The 23,212-nt window shown below is 69.1% G+C and carries 8 protein-coding genes; all 8 read left to right on the forward strand.

The features are described from left to right. Window positions 1–637: 637 nt before the first annotated feature. The 8 genes from ACLJRL_RS34065 to ACLJRL_RS34100 are packed head-to-tail and all read left to right on the forward strand — an operon-like array spanning window position 638 to window position 23,193. A complete protein-coding gene (locus tag ACLJRL_RS34065; RefSeq protein ID WP_410660484.1) occupies window positions 638–5,452 on the forward strand; it encodes an SDR family NAD(P)-dependent oxidoreductase in 4,815 nt (1,604 codons plus the stop codon). Further along, on the forward strand, window positions 5,449–14,199 hold the full coding sequence (locus ACLJRL_RS34070) for an SDR family NAD(P)-dependent oxidoreductase (RefSeq protein WP_410660463.1): 8,751 nt from the start codon (window positions 5,449–5,451) through the stop codon (window positions 14,197–14,199). Before ACLJRL_RS34065 ends, ACLJRL_RS34070 begins: the two co-directional genes overlap by 4 nt. Beyond that, window positions 14,196–18,086, forward strand: coding sequence for an SDR family NAD(P)-dependent oxidoreductase (locus ACLJRL_RS34075; RefSeq protein WP_410660464.1), 3,891 nt, complete (start codon window positions 14,196–14,198; stop codon window positions 18,084–18,086). Before ACLJRL_RS34070 ends, ACLJRL_RS34075 begins: the two co-directional genes overlap by 4 nt. Further along, the gene (locus ACLJRL_RS34080) at window positions 18,083–18,979 is read left to right on the forward strand and encodes a 3-hydroxyacyl-CoA dehydrogenase family protein (RefSeq protein ID WP_410660465.1); all 897 of its coding nucleotides are present in this window, start codon (window positions 18,083–18,085) and stop codon (window positions 18,977–18,979) included. Before ACLJRL_RS34075 ends, ACLJRL_RS34080 begins: the two co-directional genes overlap by 4 nt. 30 nt (window positions 18,980–19,009) lie before the next feature. Beyond that, window positions 19,010–19,264, forward strand: a complete 255-nt coding sequence (locus tag ACLJRL_RS34085) for a phosphopantetheine-binding protein (RefSeq protein WP_410660466.1) — start codon at window positions 19,010–19,012, stop codon at window positions 19,262–19,264. Further along, window positions 19,261–20,406, forward strand: coding sequence for an acyl-CoA dehydrogenase family protein (locus ACLJRL_RS34090; RefSeq protein WP_410660467.1), 1,146 nt, complete (start codon window positions 19,261–19,263; stop codon window positions 20,404–20,406). Before ACLJRL_RS34085 ends, ACLJRL_RS34090 begins: the two co-directional genes overlap by 4 nt. After that, a complete protein-coding gene (locus ACLJRL_RS34095) occupies window positions 20,396–21,439 on the forward strand; it encodes an HAD-IIIC family phosphatase (RefSeq protein WP_410660468.1) in 1,044 nt (347 codons plus the stop codon). Before ACLJRL_RS34090 ends, ACLJRL_RS34095 begins: the two co-directional genes overlap by 11 nt. A 23-nt stretch (window positions 21,440–21,462) precedes the next feature. Next, entirely contained in the window at window positions 21,463–23,193 is a 1,731-nt protein-coding gene (locus tag ACLJRL_RS34100) for a fatty acyl-AMP ligase (protein WP_410660469.1), read from the forward strand. The last annotated feature ends 19 nt before the right edge of the window (window positions 23,194–23,212 follow it).

Genomic DNA, 23,212 nt, shown 5'->3' on the forward strand with positions numbered 1-23,212 from the left:
TTCAGCAGCTAAGGTGCCGACACAAACGTAGGCGCCGCAACGATCACAGGTCTCCTAGCCGAGGTCTCGCGACCCTGCGAGAGTCAGGTGAAGAGCGTGGGCGGACCAGCCCGCTTGCGCAGGGAGAACGGGCATGCCGCTGCCGGAGATGCGGACGTCGCCGGACCAGCCCCACGCGCGCGGGGAGAACTCGATTCCACTCTGCGAAAGCAGGGCGGGACGCTGTTGTCCTCGGGTTCTTCCTTGGCTCGAGCTCGGGTCATGCCCGGCCAGACGATATCGGGCACATGGCGCCCGCGTCGCATGCCGTAAAGGGGTGCGACGGCAGTGCGAAATTTGATGCGGCGGGGCACGGATCTCGCCGAGGACCCAGCTGTGCGGTCGCCTCCATCTACTTGTGCCTCATGGCGTGCCTTTCGCCTGCCAGACGATGCCTGTCGACATGCCTCCACGGCGCATCTCAGTGGTGTTTTCGCAGATGAAGCGTGTGTCCCCGAGTATTCACGCAGTCCAGGCGAAGTGTAGATCGCTGATATGGGGCCTGCCGTAATCTCGAAGTGAAAGGAACACCGGCAGGCCAGGTGATTTGGTGGGGGAGCGATTCGTGCACAGCTCTGAAGAGATTCAGAAATGGATCGTGCAGTGGCTTTCCTCGTGGCTGAAGTGTCGCCTCACCGACGTGGACCCGCAATACACGTTCGCGAAAGCAGGTCTGTCATCGGTCGGCTTGGTTCGTATGCTGGGGGATCTCGAGGAAGCGCTCGATATCGACATCGACGTCTCCGCCGCTTTTCAGTGGCCGACACCGCAGGCGTTGGCCCACGGACTTATCCGCGGTGCCGCCGAACGAACTCCGGCCGCTGTGTCGACCCCCGATGCCGGCGACCATGTCGCCGTAGTGGGAATGGCCTGTCGGTTTCCGGGCGGTGCGGACAGTCCTGCGGCGTTCTGGCACAACCTGGCGACCGGAGTCGATGCCGTTACGGAGGTGCCAGGCGAACGATGGGACGTGGGCAAGTACTTCGATCCGGACCCGGGTGTGCCAGGTGCGAGTTATACCAGACGTGGTGCCTTTCTCAGCGAGGTCGCGGGTTTCGACGCCGAATTCTTTGGGCTCACTCCACAGGAAGCGCTACGCACCGACCCGCAACAGCGCCTGCTCATGGAACTTGTCTGGGAGGCCACGGAAGACGCCTCGCTCACCGGGCCGGCGTTGAGCCGGGGCATTACCGGACTGGTCGTGGGCCTGATGGACACCAGCCAGTACACCCACGTCCAGATGGACAGTCAGGGCGATTCCTGTCTCGCTGACCCGTACTTCGCCATGGGCAGTGCCGGGAGCGTGGCCGCGGGACGCATCGCCCACTTCCTTGACCTGCGCGGCCCTTCGTACACAGTGGACACAGCGTGTTCGTCGGGTCTGGTCGCGGTGCATCTGGCCGCCCAGGCACTGCTTCGCGGTGAATGCGATGTGGCAATGGCGGCAGGTGTGTCTCTCAATGTTCACCCCAATTCATACCTCCACGCATGCAGCATGTCGATGCTGTCCCCGGATGGAACGTGTAAGACTTTTGACGAACGCGCGGACGGTTTCGCCATGGGTGAGGGTGGCGGCGTGGTGATTCTCAAGCGCCTGTCGGACGCGAAGCGCGACGGGAACAGAATCAGGGCCGTACTTCTCGGATCGGCGACGAACCAGGACGGCCGGACCAATGGGTTGACGGCGCCGAACCCTGCCGCACAGGCCGCGGTCATCCGCGATGCGTTGGCAATGGCCGGGATGACGCCGTCGGACGTCGGCTTCGTCGAAGCACACGGGTCGGGTACGTCGCTGGGTGACGCCGTCGAACTCACCGCGCTCCACGAAGTGTTCGGCTCGCGGCCGGCGACAGATCCGCTGCTGGTCGGTGCGGTGAAGACGAACATCGGGCATACGCTGGCCGGTGCCGGTATGGCCGGACTAGTCAAGGCCGTGCTGGCGCTCGAGAACGACGTGATGCCCCCCAACCTCCATTTCGAGCAGCCGAGCGACGCCATTCCCGAGGATGGCACGATCCGGCCGGTTTCGGCGCTGACGCCCTTGGCCACCGGGGTCTGCGGGGTCAGTTCGTTCGGGTGGTCCGGCACGAACGCACACGTCGTGCTGAAGAAGGCGCCTGTTGTGGCACCGCCGGTTCCCGGACGTCCGTGGCAGGTCCTCACGATGTCCGCGAACAGCGGACAGGCGCTGGACGTGCAGGCACGGCGGCTGGCCGAAGCGTGGCCATCGAACGCCGACCTGGCGGACGTCGCGCACACCACGCAGACCGGGCGGACCCCGTTACGCGTCCGGCGGTCCATCGTGTGCAGGGACGCAGGAGACGCCGTCCGCAGACTGGCCGATCCCCACCTGCTGCCACCGTCGCGACCCGCACGCCCGGAGGCGCCGCGGGTGGCGTTCCTGTTGCCCGGAGCGGGTGACCAGCGCGCCGGTATGGGTGCGGAGCTGTATGAGACCGAGCCGGTGTTCGCCGGTGTCATCGACGAGTGTGCCGGGTTGCTGCCCGAGGCGGATCTACGGGCGGCGGTGCTCGGCGAGGTCGCGGCGCGGTCGCTGGCGGAACTCATCGGGAGTGCGGAGCCGACGTCTTCGAGTGACCTCGACCGGCCCGAAATCGCACATCCGGCGGTGTTCGCCGTCGAGGTGGCGCTGATCCGTCTCCTGGAGCACTGGGGGATCCGGCCGGATCTGCTGGTGGGCTACAGCCTCGGCGAGTACACGGCCGCCTGCGCCGCGGGCGTGTTCACGCTGTCGGACGCGGTGCGGATCGTGCGGCGCCGCGCGGAGCTGATCGGCAGCCGGCCTGCCGGCGCGATGCTGGCAGTCGCCGCGGGAGAAGCCGACACGACGGCGTGGCTCGGCGAGGCGGGTGCGCGTGCCACGGTGGCGGCCGCGAACGGGCCGTACATGACCGTGTTGTCCGGAGACGCCGGGGACATTGCGGTATTCAGCGGCTGGTTGTCCGAGCGCGGCATCGCCGCCCGTCCCTTACGCGTCACCCACGCCTTCCATACGCCGTCGCTCGCCCCCGTCCAGGACGAGCTTCGGGCGGCGATCGCCGGTGTGCGGCGGATGCCGAACACCATCCCCATCCTGTCCAACGTGACCGGCGCGCCGGTCACTCCCGAGGACGTGACCGATCCGGACTACTGGGCCGCCCACCTGTGCCGACCGGTGCGATTCGGTGAGAGCGTGCGGCACCTCGATGCCGATGTCGTGCTCGAGGTCGGCCCCGGAGCGACGCTTTCCGCGCTGGTCCGGCAGAACCTCGCCGGGGAGTCCGACATCGACGTCCTGACGACGATGCCGTCGGTGGTGTCCGGTGAGAGCGCGCGCGAGCGATTGCTGACATCGGTCGGTGCGCTCTGGCAGCTCGGTGCCGACGTGCGGTGGGACCGGACGCACGACGGCAGGCGCGGGCATGCCGATCTGCCGGCGTATCCTTTCCAGCGCGCCCGGTTCTGGCCGGAGCCCGGTCAGTCGCGCGCCACGAAACGGCAGAGCGCCGAGGACTGGTGCTACGCGCCTCGATGGGAGCTGGCGACCGCTGCCCCGGAGCCCGTTACAGGCGCGCTCATCGTCTTCTCCGACGACCGCACCGGTCTGGTCGACCTCGCTCGCGCGGCCGGCATGTCGATCACCGAAGTTCGTCGTGGAAGCGGGTTCAGCACGAACGGGTCCACGGTCACGATCGATCCAGGACGCGGAGACCATTACCGGGCGTTGTTGGAAAGACTGCGGCCGGACACGCCCACCGCCATCGTGCACGCGTGGAGCTTGGGAACCCGGCAAGACGCGGGCACCGAAGAGGCGATGCACGACGCCGTTCGCCTGGGGTTCGACAGCCTGCTCCTGCTGGTGCAGGCCCTGGGCGAACTGACGAACGTGCCGGACGTTCGCCTGCTCACCGTCAGCGCCGGTAGCGCGGACGTGGTGGGTGGTGATCTCGTTGCGCCAGAACGGTCGGTGGTACATGGACTGGGACGGGTGATTCCCGCCGAGTACCAGCGGTTCTCCTGGCGTGGCGTCGATCTCGACCCGGCCCGCGCCGATGACGTCGGCGCGCAGCTGTGGACGGAGTTGTGCGCGGAAAGCTCCGGGGCACGGGACGGGGTGGCGGCGTGGCGGTCAGGGCGTCGCTGGGACCGGACGTGGCGACGTGTCCGGATGGGGGAGGAAACCGGACTGTGGCGCGCAGACGCGGTGTACTTGATCACAGGCGGCACCCGAGGGCTCGGCATGGCCATGGCCAAAGACGCGGTGCGGGCAGGGGTGCGCAGGCTTGCTCTCGTGTCCAGGACCCAGCTCCCGCCACGATCGGACTGGCCGGGAATATCCGTCGGAACATCTGGTGACCAGACGGAACGAACCGTGCGCGATGTCGCCGAGCTGGTCGATACCGGTGCGGAGGTGCTCGTCCTCCGTGCGGACGTAGGGGTACCCGACCAGATGAGACATGCGCTGCGGCAGACCCGGTCACACTTCGGCCACTTGGACGGGGTGATCCACGCGGCCGGTCTACCCGGTTCCGGAGCGATCCAGCGGAAAGAGATGGCGTCCGCGGCTGCAGTACTCGCACCGAAGTTGCTCGGGATCGTGCCGTTGCTGGAACTGGCCGCCCCCGACACCCCGGTCGAGGAGCGACTGGAATCGCTGGTGTTGTTCTCGTCTTCGGTCAGCGTCCTCGGCGGGTTCGGCGAAAGCGACTATTGCGCGGCCAACACCGTCGTCGACGCCTGCGCCGCAAGCGTCGCGAAAGGGACCCGGGTGGTCTCGGTGGCGTGGGGGCCGTGGCAGCACGACGACTGGACAGCGGTGCGGTCGTCGAACCAGGCCGCGATGGTGCGCGACTACCGAGCGCAGTTCGGTTTCACAGGCGCGAGCGGAGCCGACATCCTCGGCCGGATTCTCGCGTCCGGAGAACCGAACGTACTCGCGCTGCGGCAACCGCTGCCGGAGCTGACGTCCTTCTGGCATCGGCTGAACGACACGAGAGGGCCGGCGCCCGAACCCGACCACGTACAGGCGCGGCACCGGCGCCCGAGCCTCCAGGTGGCGTGTGTGCTGCCCCGCACCGACGTGGAGCGCCGGATCGCCGCGGTGTGGGAGCGATTTCTCGGCATCGAGGGGGTCGGGGTCGACGATCCCTTCTTCGATCTCGGCGGCAACTCCCTGATCGGCACCGCGATGATGAACGCACTGCACCACGAGCTGGGGGTGTCCATCGCCCCCGCTCTGCTCTTCCAGTACCCGACCATCGCGGCCATGGCGCGATGGATCAGCGCCGCGGCCGGTGACGAGGACCAGAACGCGAACGAGTCTTTGCTGGGCAGCCGGGATCGAGGCACCAGCCGGCGCGGGATGCGTCGCGGCGGACCGGTTTCCGGACGAACGCGGGGGGTTGCACCATGACGATGGCCGAACACGACGCGGAACCTTCGTCGGACATCGCGATAGTGGGGATGGCCGGCCGGTTTCCCGGCGCGGGCAGCGTGTCCCGGCTCTGGGAGATGCTCCATTCCGGTGAGAGCGGCATCTCGCGGTTCACCGACAACGAGTTGCGCTCAGCGGGGGTGCATGGGGACCTGCTGGCCGATTCGACGTACGTGCGGGCCGGTTCCGTGCTCGACGACATCGATCTGTTCGACGCGGACTTCTTCGGGCTTCCGCCCATGGAGGCCAAGATCCTCGATCCGCAGCAGCGGCTGTTCCTGGAGTGCACCTGGGCGGCGCTAGAGGACGCCGCGTGCGATCCGGCGAGATTCACCGGGGCCATCGGCGTGTTCGGCGGCTCGGCGTGGAGCACCTACCTCACCAACAACCTCGCGAAGCGGCCCGACGTCCTCGACACCATGGGGGAGCTGGCGATCGCACTCGCCAACGAGAAGGACTCGCTGGCCACGCGGGTCGCGCACACCTTCGGTCTTTCCGGACCGGCCTTCGCGGTGCAGAGCTACTGTTCCACGTCGCTCGTAGCCGTCGCGACGGCGGCGAGCAGCCTCGCCAACGGCGAGTGCGACATGGCGCTGGCCGGTGGTGTTTCGGTCGCCGTGCCGCACCGGGTGGGCTACCTGTACCAACAGGGTGGAATGACGTCACCGGATGGCCGGTGTCGCGCGTTCGACGCGAACGGCGCCGGCACCCCGGTCGGCAGCGGCGTCGGCGTCGTTGCCCTGCGGCGGCTCGGCGACGCGCTCGCCGCCCGCGACCGGATATACGGGGTGATCCGCGGCTGGGCGGTGAACAACGACGCGGGCGACAAGGTCGGCTTCTCGGCGCCCGGTGTGCAGGGACAGGCCGAGGTGGTGATGGAGGCGCTCGGGAGCGCGGGCCTCATTCCCGGCGACATCGACTACCTCGAGGCTCACGGCACCGGCACCACACTGGGGGACGCCGCGGAGATAGCGGCGTTGCAGAAGGTGTTCCGCGGTGAGCGGGTTCTTCTCGGTTCGGTCAAGACGAACCTCGGGCACCTGGACCGGGCAGCGGGTGTCACGGGACTGATCAAGGTCGCACTCGCGTTGCACAACGGGGAACTGCCGCGCACGCTCAACTTCTCGGAACCGAACGAGCAGTTGCGCACCGGCGAGGCCGACCTGCGGGTGCTCTCCACGGCACACCGGTGGCGCCGGACGGACGAGCGCCCGCGGCGTGCCGGGGTAAGTGCGTTCGGCATCGGCGGTACGAACGCGCACGTGGTCGTGGAAGAGGCGCCACATCCGCCCGCCCGGCCGGACTCTCCGCGACGGCACGAGCTGCTCGTATGGTCCGGACGCACCGCCGCCGCCGCCGATGACGCCACGGCAAGGCTGGCGGAGCACGTCGGCGACGCGGATCTGACCGACCTTGCCTATACCCTGCAGACTGGACGTCGCTCGTTTGAACACCGGCGGATGGCCGTCGCGACGACCGGAACCGGTGCGGCGGAAGCATTGCGGGCCGGGCGTTGCCTCATGAGGCAGGAAAGTCGCGGTGACCGGCAGACCGGCTGGCTGATCGCGGGGGTCGGTGAGCAGTACCCCGGAATGGCGTTCGACCTGTACCGGACCGAGCCGGTGTTCCGGGAGTCGCTGGACGAGTGCCGCCACATGCTCACCGAAATCCTCGGCGTCGATCCGGTCTCCTCGTTCCTCGGTCCGCGTGTCCGGGAAGCGGGCTCGTTCGCGCGGACGATGGGGCGCGGGAGCGACGGTCCCGAGGACGTTACCGCCACGGAAGTCATCCAGCCGGCCGTGTTCGCGGTGGAGTACGCCCTCGGCGCGCTGTTCCTGTCATGGGGTGTCCGGCCGCGGGTGATGGCGGGGTACAGCGTCGGCGAGTATGTCGCCGCCACGTTCGCCGGTGTGCTGTCCCTCCGTGACGCCTTGGCGGTGGTGGCCTACCGCGCCCGGCTGATCAGCGCGCTGCCCGGCGGGACCATGGCGGCAGTGCCGCTTTCCTCCGCCGAGGTCACGGCGCGGATAGGCCGCCTCGGCCTGTCAGCGCTGGACGTCGGGGCGGAAAACGGTCCGCAGCTGACCGTGGTCAGCGGCACGCACGACGACCTGCGCGCCCTCACTGACTCCCTGGTCGAAGAGGGTGTGCCCGCTCGAGAGCTGAGTACCACGCACGCATTCCACTCGCGGATGCTCAACGGTGCGTGTTCCGCGTTGACGGCGTGGATCGGCGACGAGATCCGGCTGAGCCCGCCACGGATTCCTTATCTGTCCAATGTGACCGGTGCGTTCGTTACGCCGGAGCAGGCGACGGATCCCGGCTACTGGAGTGAGCACATGTGCTCTCCGGTCAAGTTCGTCGACATGGTCTCGGGTTTGTTGCGTGACAACGATCTCGCGTTGCTGGAGATCGGACCGGGGCAGTCGCTCGGGGCCATGGTGCGCGGCCACGCCGAATGTGCCCGTGAGCGATGGCCGCTCATCATCCCGACGATGCCGGGTGCCGCCGACGACCGGTCGGCCGACCACACGATCACCGAGGCCGTCGGGCGCCTGTGGCTGACCGGTGTCGCGATCGACTGGGAGGGGTACCAGAAGGGGCGCGCGCCACGGCGAACCGATGCGCCGGGCTATCCCTTCCAGCGAAAGCGGCACTGGATCGACCCGCCGGCCGCGGTCCCGGAGACACCGGTGGACGTCGTGCCTCCGGGACGTGCCCCTCGCGCACTGGTGCCGTCCTGGCGGATCGTGGAGCGGCCGACGGGCACCTTGACCGGACCGTGCCTCATGATCCCGGACTCCGGAGGAGCGGCCGCCCGGCTCAGGGATCTGCTGTCGGAAACGGGCGTCGACGTACGCCTGGTGGCCCCCGGCGAGGTCGGGGCCGCCGGCCCGGTCGACGGCCGGACCGCCGTCGTCGTCGACCTGCGCCCGCTGGACTTCGATGGCGGAGGAGACCTGGTCGGTCTCTGCCGGCTGATGGCCGACGTGGGGACGTCACACCTCCCCGGCACGCGTGTCGTCGTGGTCACGAGAGGTGCCTGCGCGGTGCGCCCCGCGGACGCGGTCGTGCCGATCCAGGCAGCGGTGGTCGCGATGTGTGTGGTCGCCGGACAGGAGTACCCGGATCTGGTGGTCAGGACCGTCGACCTGGATCCGGGCTCGACGGATCTCCAGCAGCTGCTGGGGGAACTCGGCGCCACCGAGGCGCCGGAGGCCGTGGCCTGTCGCGGGGAAGACCGGTACGTCGTTGACTACGTCGACGCCGAGAGCGCTGGTGCGGCGCCCTCGCCTGTCACCATCCGGCCCGGCGGCACATATCTGATCACCGGTGGCACCGGCGACGTGGGCAGGCTCGTGGCCCGGCACCTGGCCGACCGCGGCGCCGGCCGGATCTTGTTGACCAGCAGGACAGGCCGGCTTCCGGAACCTTTGCCGGACATCTCGGCGGAGGTGGTCGTCGTCGCGGCGGACGTCACCGACCTCGATCGCATGCGATCGGTGTTCGCCGAACACGGCTCGGTCGACGGCGTCATCCACGCGGCGGGGGAGACCGACGTTTCCACGCTGCGGCCACTGGGTTCCGTGACCGTCGAACTGCTCGAACGGCACTTCGCGCCCAAGGTTCGCGGTACGGCCGTGCTCCGGCAGCTGATCGGCGAGCTTCCGGTCGAGCACCGGCCGGGCTTCTGCGTGCTCTTCTCCTCGACGTCGACGGTGCTCGGCGGCCTGGGCTTCGCGAGCTACGCCGCCGCCAACGCCGGGATGAGCGCGATGGCCGTCCCGGACGCGACTACCCGCTGGATCGCGGCTGCCTGGGACACGTGGGCGCCCACCGCGGCACGGATCAAAGGGGGTCTCGGTGCGTCGATGGCCGAGAACTCGATGAGTGAACCCGCGGCACTTGCCATGTTCGACCGGATCCTCGACGCGCCCCGGCCATCCGTCCTGGTGGTCGTAGGTGACCTTGCCGACCGGCTCGGCCTGTCGGCGACAACGGTGGAACCGGTGGCACTCCCCGTCGCCGACCGCGGGCCGCGGCCGGACCTCGCGCAGCCGTTCGCGCCTCCGGTGTCCGACAGCGAGCGCGAGGTGGCGGAGCTGTGGGCGGGTGTGCTCGGGATCGACGGGATCGGGCTCGACGACCCGTTCTTCGACCTGGGCGGCAACTCGCTGCTGGGCCTGCAGATGCTGAGCCTGGCCAAGCGGAGGTTCGGGAAGGCGTTCCCCGCGGTCACGCTGTTCGAGGCTCCGACGGTGCGGGCGTTCGCCGCCTTGCTCGCGCCGCCCAGACGCTCGGTTCCCCCGCGCGCGGCACGTACTCCGGTCGCGCCCCGGAGCGGGCAGGACCGGATCGCGATCGTCGGGATGGCGGGCCGGTTTCCCGGCGCGGGCGACCCGGCCGCGCTGTGGCGGAACCTGATGGCCGGACGGGAATCCATTGCGTCGTTCGACCCCGCCGAACTCGCCGCGTCCGGGGTGTCCGGCATGTCCATCGCGGATCCCGACTACGTACCCGCGCGTCCGGTACTCGACGACATCCGTGGTTTCGACGCGGCGTTCTTCGGCTACAGCGCCCGTGCGGCCACCACCACCGACCCGCAACAGCGCATCTTCCTCGAGATCTGCTGGGAGGCGCTCGAAAACGCGGGTTACGGCCATCCCGCGCACCGCGGCCCGGTCGGTGTGTTCGCCGGTACGAACATCAGCACCTACCTGCTGAACGCGCAGCAGCGGATGCGCGGTGACGAGAACATCAACGACTACGAACTGGTCATGGGCAATGACAAGGACGCGTTGGCCACGACGGTGTCCTACGTCCTCGATCTCCAGGGCCCCAGCCTGGCCGTGCAGACCTTCTGTTCCACTTCGCTGGTCGCGGTGCACCTGGCGTGCCAGAGCCTCCGCGCAGGGGAGGCCGAAATGGCCATCGCGGGCGGTGTTTCGGTGCGTGTCCCGGATCGTGTCGGCCATCTGTACCAGCCGGGAGGAATGGCGTCGCCGGACGGTCACGTGCGGACCTTCGACGCGGCAGCGCGCGGGAGCATGTTCGGCGACGGCGCCGCTGTGGTCGTGCTGAAACCACTGGCCGACGCGATGCGGGACGGCGACACGATCTGGGGTGTGATCCGCGGCTCGGCCATCAACAACGACGGCGCGATGAAGGTCGGCTACACCGCCCCCAGCGTCGCGGGCCAGGCGCGCGTCATCTCGGACGCGTTGGCCGCCGCCGGCGTCGACGCGTCGGACGTCGGCTACGTCGAAGCGCACGGGACCGGCACCGAGCTGGGCGATCCGATCGAGGTCGCGGCGCTCACCCGGGCGTTCGGTGCGACCGCGGGTGAGGGGTACTGCCCGATCGGGTCGGTCAAGACCAACATCGGCCATCTGGACCGCGCGGCCGGGGTCACCGGACTGATCAAGGCCACTCTCGCGCTTCATCACCAGGTCATCCCGCCCCATCTGCACTTCGAACGGCCCAACCCCGAGATCGACTTCGCGAACAGCCCGTTCTACGTGCCCACCCGGCCGGTTCCTTGGCCGGTGGACTCCCAGCGGCTGCGGATCGCGGGGATCAACTCGCTCGGTATGGGCGGCACCAACGTGCACATCGTCGTCGAGGAGGCGGTGGTCCGCGAAGCCGACCGCACGTGGCGTCGCCGCCACCACGTGGTGCCGTTGTCCGCCCGCACCGAGTCCGCGCTGGCGCCCATGTGCACGCGGCTGCGGGACGCGTTGGCCGCCGAGCCGACGACCGACCTCGCCGACGTGGCCTACACGCTCCAGGTGGGCAGGAAGACCTTCCCGCACCGGGCGGTCGCGGTGAGTTCCGGCGTGGCCGGGCTGATCGGCGCGCTCACCGACGGGGACCTCCTTCGCCGGACGGACCCTGGCGAGGGCCGTCCCGTCGCCTTCGCGTTCGGCTCCGGTGAGCCACATCCGGATCTGATCGCGGATCTCCGCGAGAACGAACCGGAGTTCCGTGCCCGGCTCGGGGAGTGCGTGGCCGTGCTGGCCGGGACAGGCGGTGCGCCAGGGCTGATCGACCTCCTGAACGGAGAACGGGCGAGCGCGCACGACGGCGTAGACGGCACGGAAGTCGCGTGGCCCGCGCTGTTCGCCGTCGAGTACTCCCTCGCCAGAACCCTTATGGCATGGGGAATCCAGCCGACGGCAATGATCGGACACGGCTTCGGGAAGTACGTGGCGGCCTGCCTCAGCGGGGTGCTGTCCCTCACCGACGCCCTGCGCCTCGTGTCCCACCAGGCGCCGCTGGTCGCGCGGGGAGCGATGGTCGACGAGCTGACCGAATGGATCGGCGAGAACATCACCCTGCACGCACCGGTGACGCCGTATCTCTCCGACGTCACCGGCGAGCCGGTCGACGCGGCGCTGGTACGCGATCCTGGGTACTGGGCGCGCCAGTTGTGCGAGACGGGGCGCTCCGACGACGGCGCGCAGGCGCTCCTCACCGAACCGGAGCTCGTGGTCGTCGAGATCGGCCTGGGCGGCGAGCCCGTCGACTCCACCGGCAAGTGGCCGATGGTCGTCGCCTCGCTTCCAGCACGCGGGGACGAGCGCCCGGCCGACCGTGTGCTGGCGGAATGCGTGGCGCGGCTGTGGTTACTCGGCGTGTCCGTCGACTGGCAGGCCCATCACGGCGCGGGTGCAGACCCGGACGGGCCGCCACCCGTCCGGCGGATACCGCTGCCGACCTATCCGTTCGAACGGCAGGAGTACTGGCTGGACCCGGACACGTCCACAAAGGACATGTCCGGCGCGAGCGTGTTCGACCGGCTGGGCGCCCTGCCGAGGTTGCCGGAGTCAGACTGGCTCTTTCTCCCGGTATGGCACCAAAAACCAGGCGCTCCCGCCCCGGCCGACGGACCATGGCTGGTCTATGCCGACGACGTGCTCACCGACGACGTGCTGCACGAGACCCACCTGGCCGGTTTGTCCGGGGGCGACGTGGTGCGGGTTTTCCCCGGCGACCGGTTCGCCGAGACCGACGAGGGATACCGTCTGCGTCCCGGGTCCGTGGCGGACACGGTGGCCCTGCTGTCGGCTTTGCGTGGCAAGGGAAAGCTGCCGCGGCGTGTGGTCCACCTGTGGACGTTGTCACGAGCCGCGGCAGAGGACGAGAGCACGGCGACCGACCGCGGTTTCCGCACACTGGCGGCACTCGCCCGCGCGGCCGGTGAAGCCGGGATGGACAGCTGGTCACTGGACATCGTGACCACGGGCACCCAGAACGTCATGGCCGGTGACGTCGTCGACCCCGGCATGGCGATGCTCACCGGTCCCTGTCGGGTGATCCCGCTGGAGTCCCCCGGAGTGACGACCCGTTTGATCGACGTACCCACCGCCGGCCCGGACGCGGCGTGCGATATCGCGGCCGAACTGGTGCGGGCGCCGGACGAGCAGGTAGTGGCGTTGCGCGGCGGGCGGCGCTGGGTGAACCGCTTCGCGCCGTTGCCCGGTGAACCCGAGGGGACGGCGGTGCGACCGGGAGGGGTGTATCTGATCACCGGCGGGCTCGGCGGGCTGGGGCTGGCGATGGCGGAACGCCTGGCGCGCGACTACCAGGCCCGGCTTGTGCTGATGAGCCGAACCGGGCTGCCGACGGGCGATGCGGACGTGGACGGCGCCATGTCCCGGCGGGTGGCCGGTGTCCGGGCGCTCACCGACCTGGGCAGCCAGGTCGAGATCGTCGTCGGCGACGCGAGCCGGGAGGACGACCTGAGCCGCGCGGTGCGGGTGGCGATGACGAGGTTCGGCGCCCTCCACGGAGTCCTGCACCTCGCGGGCGCGCCGGGCATGGGCCTCATGCAGTTCAAGGACACCGACGGGGACCCTGACGTGCTCGGCCCGAAGACCTCGGGTACGTCGGCGCTGGGCAGGGTGCTCGCACTGGACGGGCCGGACGAGGTACCGCTCGACTTCCTGGTGCTGTTCTCGTCGATCACGTCGGCGACCGGCGGTGGCCCGGGTCAGGTGGACTACTGCGCGGCGAACGCCTACCTGGACGCCTTCGCCGAGCGTTACAACACGCCCGCGCGCCGGGTGGTCGCGATCGACTGGGGGGAGTGGCGCTGGAACGCCTGGGAGCGCGGGCTGGACGCGTACGAGCCGAAGCTGCGGGAGTTCTTCCGCAACAACCGGGCCAGGTTCGGTATCGAGTTCGATGAGGGATGGCAAAGCCTGCTGCGGGCGTTGTCGACCGGTGAGAGCCGGGTGATCGTGTCCACACAGGACTTCGCCGCGATCGCGGAGCTGAGCACCTCCTTCACCACGGACGTCGTGGGTGGGCGAGGACGGGACGGCAGCGGCGGCAAACGGCACAGCAGACCGGAACTCGTGACCGAGTACTTCGCGCCGCAGACGCCGACCGAGCAGCTGATCGCCGACCTGTGGGGCGAGACGCTGCGCCTCGACCGGATCGGGCTCATCGACAACTTCTTCGAGCTGGGCGGCAATTCGCTGGTGGGGCTCGACCTCGTGGCACGCCTGCGCCGGTACTTCGGCCTGGACGAGTTGGCGCCGCACGTGATCTACGAGGCACCCACGACCGAGACGCTTGCCGCGCTCATCGACCGCAAGCTCGGGGACCCGGACGGTGACGGGCAGGCCGTCGAACAGCAGACCGACCGGCAGGTGCGCGCGGAACTGCGCAGAACGGGTCAGGCCGGGCAGGCACGGCAACGCAGAAGGGCCGGCCGGTGAACGCCGAGGAGGAGCAGTACGCGTCGGTGGCGCTGGTCGGGATGTCCGGCCGGTTCCCCGGTGCCGACGGGATCGACGAGTTCTGGCGCGATCTGGTGACCGGAACCCCCGGCATCCGGATCGTGACTGCTGAAGAGATCGCCGACGCGGGCGTCGATCCGGCGGTCGCGGCCGACCCCGGCTACGTGCGGGTGGCCGCGCCCTTGGCCGATATCGCGCTGTTCGACGCGTCGTTCTTCGGCTTCACGCCGAGAGAGGCCGAAACCACCGATCCCCAGCACCGGCTGTTCCTGGAATGTGTCTGGGAAGCGCTGGAATCCGCCGGTTACCGGCCGGACGCCATGGTCGCCAGGACGGGGGTGTTCGCGGGCAGCGGCTTCACCAACTACCTGCTCCAGAACATCCACACCCGGCCGGATCTGATGGCCGATCTGCACAAACTGCAGCTGGCCGCGGGAAACGACCGCGACGCGCTGTCCACAATGGTCTCCTACAAGCTCGGTCTGCGCGGGCCCAGCGTGTCGGTGCAGAGCTTCTGTTCCACTTCGCTGGCGGCGGTTCATCTGGCGGTGCAGAGCCTCCTGACGTTCGAAAGCGACGTCGCGCTGGCCGGTGGCGCCTCCATCGACCTGCCCCAGCCTGCGGGATATCGCTTCGAGGAAGGCGGCATCACCTCCCCGGATGGTGTGGTGCGGAGTTTCGACGCGCGCGCCGCGGGCACCGTGATCGGCAACGGGGTCGGTGTGGTGGTGCTCAAGCGCACCGAAGACGCGTTGCGGGACGGCGATCACCTCTACGCGGTGCTCCGCGGATCCGCGATGACCAACGACGGGCGCGCCAAGGTCGGGTACTCGGCCCCGGGCCTCGATGGCCAAGCCGCGGCGATCGAGGACGCGATCCGGATCTCCGGGATCGATCCGCGCACGATCGGTTACGTGGAATGCCACGCCACCGGCACGATGCTCGGCGATTCGGTGGAACTGTCCGCGCTCGACCGGGCGTTCCGGGCGGTGGAGGCAGACCACGAGTCGTCCGGCACAGACCGGCCGGTCACGGTCCTGGGCTCACTGAAACCCACACACGGCCACCTCGACCGGGCTTCCGGCGTCAGCGGGCTCATCCGTGCCGCGCTGGCCATCGAGCACGGACTGCTGCCGGGGACGCCGAACTACGGCATGCCGAATCCCGCGCTCGTGGCCGCCGCGGGGCGGTTCGAAGTGCTGGCGAGTGACCGCGCCTGGCAGTCGAGCGGACCACGGCGGGCCGGGGTGAGCTCATTCGGCCTCGGCGGGACGAACGTCCACGTGGTGCTCGAGCAGCCGCCGACCGCCACGCCGCGACCCGAGTCCTCAGGCCCACGGCTACTGGCGCTCTCCGCTCGTGACCTCGATGCGCTCGACGAGGCCACCGGGCGGCTCCGGGACTTCCTGGCGACCCGGTCCGACCTCGACCTGGCCGATGTGGCCTTCACCCTTCAGCAGTCCAAGACGGGCTTCACCGTACGGCGCTACATGGTGTGCGACGACCTCGCGGACGCGGTCAAGGCGCTCGGCGACCCTTCGCGGTGGACCACGGAGACCGTCGTGCGCCGCAATCCACAGGTCCGGCTGACCCGTGCCGCGTACTCGGCCACTCCGGACCGCGCTCTGGCCGAAGTCCGCACCGCGCTCCCGCTCGGCGACGAAGCGGAAGACGTCGCGGATCTGCTGATCGCCGCCGGGCTACCGGTGGTCGCGACGGGTGGCGAGTTGGTCGCCGAGGCGACCCCAGGGCTCGTTCCCTCCGGTCCCCGCTGGTTCTGGGAGCAGGTGGGACGGCTGTGGCTCGCCGGGGTGGACTGGGACTTCACGGTCCTGGCCGACGGGCACCGGCGCCGTGTCGCGTTGCCGACCTATCCCTTCCGCCGGACCCGCCACTGGGTCGAGCCCGGCGTGCCCCGTGGCGAAGAGATGCCGCCTGCCGCCGCTCGTGGCCGCAACGAGGCCCTCCGCGACTGGTTCTACCAGCCGGTCTGGCGGTCACGGCCGCTGATCGAACCGGCGCCGGTCGCCGCACTGCGCGAACTGGGGCCCTGGCTGGTCTTCGCCGACGATCCGCTCACCGAGCGGATGGCAGGCCACCTGCGCACGGTGGGCGCGGATGTCACGATCGCCCGGCCGGGAACGGAGTTCGGTGGCAACGGCCACGACTTCATCGTCCGCCCAGGCGAACCCGGTGACCACGACCGGCTGGTGGACGCTCTGGCGTCCTCGGCGGGGACACCGCCGAGGACGGTGGTGCACGGGTGGTCCCTCGCCATGCCGGGCGAACTGTCCGCACGTCTGTCCGACCGGCTGACGTCATTCGACATGGCTCAGTCGCGCGGTTTCCACGCGGTACGCACGACGGTGGGCGCACTCAACCGCCGTCACGCGGCACGCTCGGTGCGGCTGGTCGTGCTGACCGGCGGCGCCGCGGCCGTCAACGGCGTCGCCCCGAGTCATCCGGAGCAGGCGACGCTGTCGGGGCTCACGCCGGTGATCTCCCAGGAGTGCGCGGAAATCTCCTGCCGGCAGATCGACGTGGAGCCGACCGGATCGCTGTCGCCGGAGACGATCAGCGGGCTGGCGCTCGACGTGGTCACCGAGATCGCGACGGCGTCCGAGACCGTGGTCGCCTATCGGTTCGGTGTCCGCTGGACGAGGGACTTCGAACCGTTGGCCGTGCCCCCGGCGGCGGACGGGGTGCTGTCCACCGTGGTACCGGACGGCGCAGGCGTCCTGATCACCGGTGGTCTCGGCGACGTCGGTCTCGAACTGGCGAGGCACCTGGTACGGACTCGTGGGGCGCGGCTCCTGCTCACGGCGACCACGCCGTTGCCGGATCGCGTGGCGTGGCCGGACCACGTTCGCCGGGGAGACCTCGGTGAACGACGGTGCCGTCAGCTGCGCCTCCTTCTCGAACTCGAGGAGGCCGGTGCCGAGATCGTCACCGCCGCGGCCGACACCGCCGACGTCGAGGCCATGGCACGGGTGGTGCGCACGGCCGAGAGCCGGTTCGGCCGGCTGGACCTCGTCGTACACGGGGCAGGCGTGTCCGATCCCAGCTATTTCAACGAGTCCTGGGCGTTGACGCCCGATCAGTACGACGCCCACTTCCGGGCCAAGGCGCACGGATTCCTCGTGCTCCAGGAAGCGCTGGCACGCACGGGGCAGCGGCCGACGGGAATCACGTTGTCCTCGTTGGCCGCGGTGCTCGGCGGCCTCCACTTCGGGGCCTACGCCGCGGCCAACGCGGCACTCGACGCCTACGCCGTCCAGGCGAGGCAGTCCGGTCAGGGCCGTTGGCTGACCGTCGACTGGGAGGCGTGGCGGATCAGGCCGGAGCAGCACCCGGGTTCCGGCGCGACGATCACCGACTTCTCGATGGCGCCAGAAGAAGCGGTCGAGGTGTTCGACCGCGCTCTGACGCTCGCCGGCAAGGTCGGGCACCTAGTCACCTCGAGCGGGTCACTGGCGGATCGCATGACCGAGTGGGTCGTCGCGTTGAGCCGCGACAACACCGCGCGGGCCGACGAAACCGGGATCGCACCCATGCTCCTGCACGCGCGGCCACCGCTGAGCACTCCGTTCGAACCACCGTCGGAGGGGCCGGAACACGACGTCGCCGAAGTCTGGTCGGAGGTACTCGGGATCGAACCTGTCGGCGCCCACGACGACTTTTTCGAGCTGGGTGGCCACTCCTTGCTGGCCACGCAACTCGTCGCGAAACTCAGGAGCCGCTTGGCACTGGTGGTTTCGGTACTCACCGTGCTCGAACACCCGACGGTGCGGCTGCTCACCGGCGCGGTACTGGCGGAGGCCGGACGGGCCGGTCCCCCTGTCACCGAAGAAAGGAAAATCCCATGACGATCGTCGGAGTGGCGGGCGCCGGTGTGATGGGGACCGGAGTCGCGCAGAACCTGGCACAGACGGGGCACCAGGTGATCCTCACCGACATCTCCCCGGCGGCACTCGACGCGGCGCTCACGAAGATCCGGCAAAACTGCCGGTTCAGCGGGCTGACGGGCGGACCACGGGTGGACGTGGGGGAGGTGATGTCCCGGATCACCGTGTCGGTCGGGGTGTCCGGGCTGGCCGAAGCCGATGTCGTGATCGAGAACATCACGGAGAACTGGGACGAGAAGCGTGCCTTCTATGTCGAACTCGGCCGGACGTGCAAGCCGGAGACCATCTTCGTGGTGAACACGTCGGCCATTCCGATCACCAAGGTCGCGGGTGTGACCGACCGCGCGGACCGGGTGGTGGGCGTGCATTTCATGAATCCGGTGCCGATGAAGCCCGCGGTCGAACTCATCCCAGGGCACCACACGTCGCCGGAAACGATGGACAGGATCCGGGACCTGCTCGGCGCGATGGGCAAGAAAGCGCTGGCGGTCAACGACGCTTGTGGATTCGTGTCCAATCGAGTGCTGATGCTCACGGTCAACGAGGCGGCGTTCCTCGTGCACGAAGGGACCGCTCCGGCCGCGACCGTCGACGAAGTGTTCCGTGAGTGTTTCGGTCACCCCATGGGTCCGCTGGAGACGGCCGACCTCATCGGTCTGGACACGATCCTCTACAGCATCGAGGTGCTCTACGAGCACTACGCCGACAGCAAGTACCGGCCGTGCCCGCTGTTGCGCCGCCTGACCGACGCCGGCCTGCTCGGCCGCAAGAGCGGTGAGGGATTTTACCGCTACGAGACGTCTGGCGGTCTCGCACCGGTTCGGGCGGATATTGCCGCACAGGCGGCCGAATAGCCGGCGCATACGACAACTCGAGGAGTGTCCATGTCAGACAACATCAGCGAACGTGTTCGCCAGTTCATCAGTGGCCGCTATCCGCAGGTGACCATCAACGACCACGACGACATCTTCGGTCTCGGTTTCGTGAACTCGCTCTTCGCCATCGAACTGGTGCTGTTCGTCGAGAAGACCTTCCGGATCTCGCTTCCCAATGAGGAACTGCGGATCGACAACTTCCGCTCGGTGGACTCGATCAGCGGGCTGGTGCGGCAGCTGGCCGGTGCGTCGGAGCTCCGGTGAGCGCGGTCGCGACGACGGCGTACATCCGCGACGGTGCCACCGCGCGCCGTTTCGTGGACGAGTACGTCAGACCGCGCGCCGGCGAGTTCGACCGCGGCGGCGAGGTGCCACAGGACCTGGCCGACAGGATGTCGGAGCACGGCCTGTGGGCGCCGTTCTTGCCGGTCGAGGTCGGTGCGTCCGGAGTGGACATGGTTACGTTCGGCCATATCCACGAGGAGATCGGCCGAGGGTGCTCATCCGTCCGGAGCCTGTTGACGGTGCACGCGATGGTGGCCTCGGCGGTCCATCGCTGGGGCGACTTGGCCCAGCGGGAACGCTGGCTGCCGCCGCTGGCCACCGGGAAGGCGACCGCCGCGTTCTGTCTCAGCGAGCCCGAGGTCGGCAGCGATGCCACGCGGATCACCACCACCGCGCGACGGGTACCGGGCGGCTGGGTCATCGACGGGACCAAGAAGTGGATCACCGGCGGGCGCCGGGCGGATGTACTGCTCGTCTTCGCCAGGATCGACCAGGGGATCGGCGCGTTCCTGGTGCCGCGCCGGACCCCGGGCGTTTCCGTCAGCCCCATCGACGACATCCTCGGCACGCGGGCGAGCATGCTCGCGGAGATCACGCTGGACCAGGCGGAGGTCGGTCCGGACGCACTGCTGGGGCCGGAGGGTTTCGCTGGGGGCATGGTGATGACGGCGGCTCTGGACATCGGCCGGTACAGCGTCGCGGCCGGTTCCGCCGGTATCATCGCGGCCTGCCTCGACGCGAGTACGGACTACACGTCGCGACGCGTGGTACGGGACTCGCCGCTCCGTGACTTCCAGCTCATCCAAGCGAAGATCACGAACATGGTCACCGATCTGCACGCGGCCCGCCTGCTCTACGAACGGGCAGGGCGGCTGAAGGCGGCCGGGGAGGCGGCGACCGTGATGGCGACGTGGATCGCGAAGTACTTCGCGTCGACGGCCGCGGTACGACACGCCGGCGAGGCGGTGCAGATCCACGGGGCCAACGGATTCACCGCCCAGTACCCCGTCGAGCGGCTGTTCCGGGACGCGAAGGTCATGGAAATCATCGAGGGCAGTACCGAGATCCAGCAGATCACCATAGCCGGGCACGCCTATGGGAGGGGGACCGATGGCTGGTGACGACAAGCGCCGCGGTCGCGTCAAATGCGTCGTCTGGGATCTGGACAACACGCTGTGGAAAGGCGTCCTGCTCGAGGGGGACCCGACCGAGGTGGACAACGGCGTCCTCGACTGCATACGCCGTCTCGACGAGGTCGGTGTCCTGCACTCGATCGCGAGCAAGAACGACGAGGACACCGCCCTCGCGAAACTGCGTGAACTGGGCATCGAAGACCTGTTCCTGATGCCGCAGATCAACTGGAACGCGAAGTCCCATTCGGTGCGGCGGATCGCGGAAGGACTCCGGCTGGGGCTCGACGCACTGGCCTTCGTCGACGACCAGGACTTCGAACGGGCGGAGGTGGCGGCCGGGTCGCCCGAGGTGCTGTGCCTTGACGTCACCGAGATCGAGGAGGCGATGGGATGGCCGGAGTTCATGCCGCGGTTCTTCACGGGCGAGTCGAAGCGCCGCCGGGCCATGTATCGCACACAGCTCGTCCGTGACGACGAGGAGGCCGGGTTCGTCGGCACCAGCGACGAGTTTCTGGCGACCCTCGACATGACACTGGTCATCGGGGAGGCGGGTCCGGAGGACCTGTTGCGCGCGGAAGAGCTCACGGTGCGGACCAACCAGCTCAACGCGACCGGGCGTACCTACTCCTACGAGGAACTGGACATGTTGCGCCGGTCCGACGACCATCTGCTGCTCGTGGCCGGTCTGTCGGACAAGTTCGGCAGCTACGGCACGATCGGGCTCGCACTGGTGGAAACGGGCACCCCCGACTGGCACCTGCGGCTGCTCCTCATGTCGTGCCGGGTGATGAGCCGCGGTGTCGGCACCGTCCTTTTGGGACACGTGATGCGGCTCGCCGGCGAGGCGGGCCGCGGACTACTTGCCGACTTCGTCGAAACCGGGCGGAACCGGATGATGCGAATCACCTACGGCTTCGCCGGATTCGAAGAGGAGCGACGAGACGGCATCGGGGTGACCCTGCGCGCCGACCCGGCCAGGTCGCTGCCGCCGCCGCCGTATCTCCGCTTGGACGTCGGGTGACAGTTCGGACTCAGGGAGCAGAAGTGAGCGCCAACTACCTGGAACACCTCCGGTCGCGGTTCGACGAGTTCGGCGACGACCGGTCGGTCCTGTTCTTCCGCGAGACGACCGGCGGCCTGGTCGCCGACGAACTCGGATACCACCAGCTCGACGTCGAGGCCCGCCGGATCGCGTCGCTGCTGGCGAGCCGGGCCGCGCCCGGTGACCGCGTGCTGCTGCTGTATCCGCCGGGACTGGAGTTCCTGTCCGCCTTTCTCGGTTGCGTGTACGCCGGTGTCATCGCGGTGCCCGCGCCGATGGCGAGTTTCGGTCGCGCCGATGACAAGGTCGCGGCGATCATGGTGGACGCCGGGGCGCGGGCGGTGCTGACCACCGCGTCCCGCCTCGACGAGGTACGCGGCCGCCACGGCGGCGCCGTCTCGTTCTGCCTCGCCACCGACGACCGGGCGGTGGGAGACCCGGATTCGTGGCGCGCGCCCGCGGCGGGTGAACGGCAGCCGGTGTACCTCCAGTACACCTCGGGTTCCACGAGCGACCCCAAGGGCGTCATGGTCACCGCCGGGAACCTGCTGCACAACGGCGAGAACATGCGTGCGTGTTTCGGGTCCGGCAGCGACACGACCGTGGTCGCGTGGCTGCCGCATTTCCATGACATGGGGCTGGTCGGCACCCTTCTCCACACCATCGACGTCGGTGCGCGTGGCGTGTTCACCGCGCCGTTGACCGTCATCAAGCACCCTTTCCGGTGGCTCGAACTGATCACCAGGTTCCGGGGAACCCTCACTTTGGCGCCGGACTTCGCCTACGAGCTGTGCACGACCGCGATCACCGACGCTCAACTGTCCACTCTGGACCTGTCATCGCTGCGCACCGCCCTCAGCGGTGCCGAGCCGGTCCGGTGTGCCACGCAGGAGGAGTTCACCCGCAGGTTCGCACCGGCGGGTTTCCGCCGGGAGATGTTCATGGCCGGGTACGGGCTCGCCGAAGTGACACTCGTGGCGAGCACCAGCGCCGTCGGCACCGCGCCCGCGGTCCGGGACATCGACGCCGACCTCCTGGGAGAACACAAGGTCAGGCTGGTGGAACCGGGGAGCGGTGCGCGGTTGACCGGCCACGGATTCCCCCGCGGGTTCGATCTGCGCATCGTGGTGCCGGACACCGGTCAGGTCCTGACCGATGGTGAGGTGGGCGAAATATGGCTCCGTGGTCCCAGTGTGACGGCGGGCTACTGGAACCGGCCAGAGGCCACGGCCGAGGATTTCCAGGCTCGTACCTCGGAAGGCGACGGCCCGTTCCTCCGCACCGGAGACCTCGGCTTCGTGCTCGAGGGCGAACTGTTCATCACCGGCCGGCGCAAGGACATGATCATCCTCCAGGGCCGCAACATCTACCCGCAGGACCTGGAGTTCCTGGTGCGCCCCCTACACCCCGCGCTCGCCGCCAAACCGGGCGCGGCGTTCGCGGTGGACACCGGCCAGGAACACGTCGTGCTGGTGCAGGAAGTTCGCCCCGGTCTGCTCGGCGATCTCGCGCCGGGCGAGCTGACGTCCCGGATGCGGCAGGCGATCACGGACGCGTTCGACGTTCCCTATCCCAGCATCGTGCTCGTCACGGCCCCGGTCCCACGCACCACCAGCGGGAAGGTACGGCGCGGAGCGACCCGCGATTTGTTCCTGGACGACGAGCTGGTCGCCGTGCACGAGGACCTGGCGCCGTCGGTGCGGTCTTGGCGAGCGAATCTCTCGCGGGTGTGATCCAGGTGGTCCGGCGGTA

Source organism: Amycolatopsis sp. lyj-112 (assembly GCF_046549055.1).
Lineage (GTDB): Bacteria > Actinomycetota > Actinomycetes > Mycobacteriales > Pseudonocardiaceae > Amycolatopsis.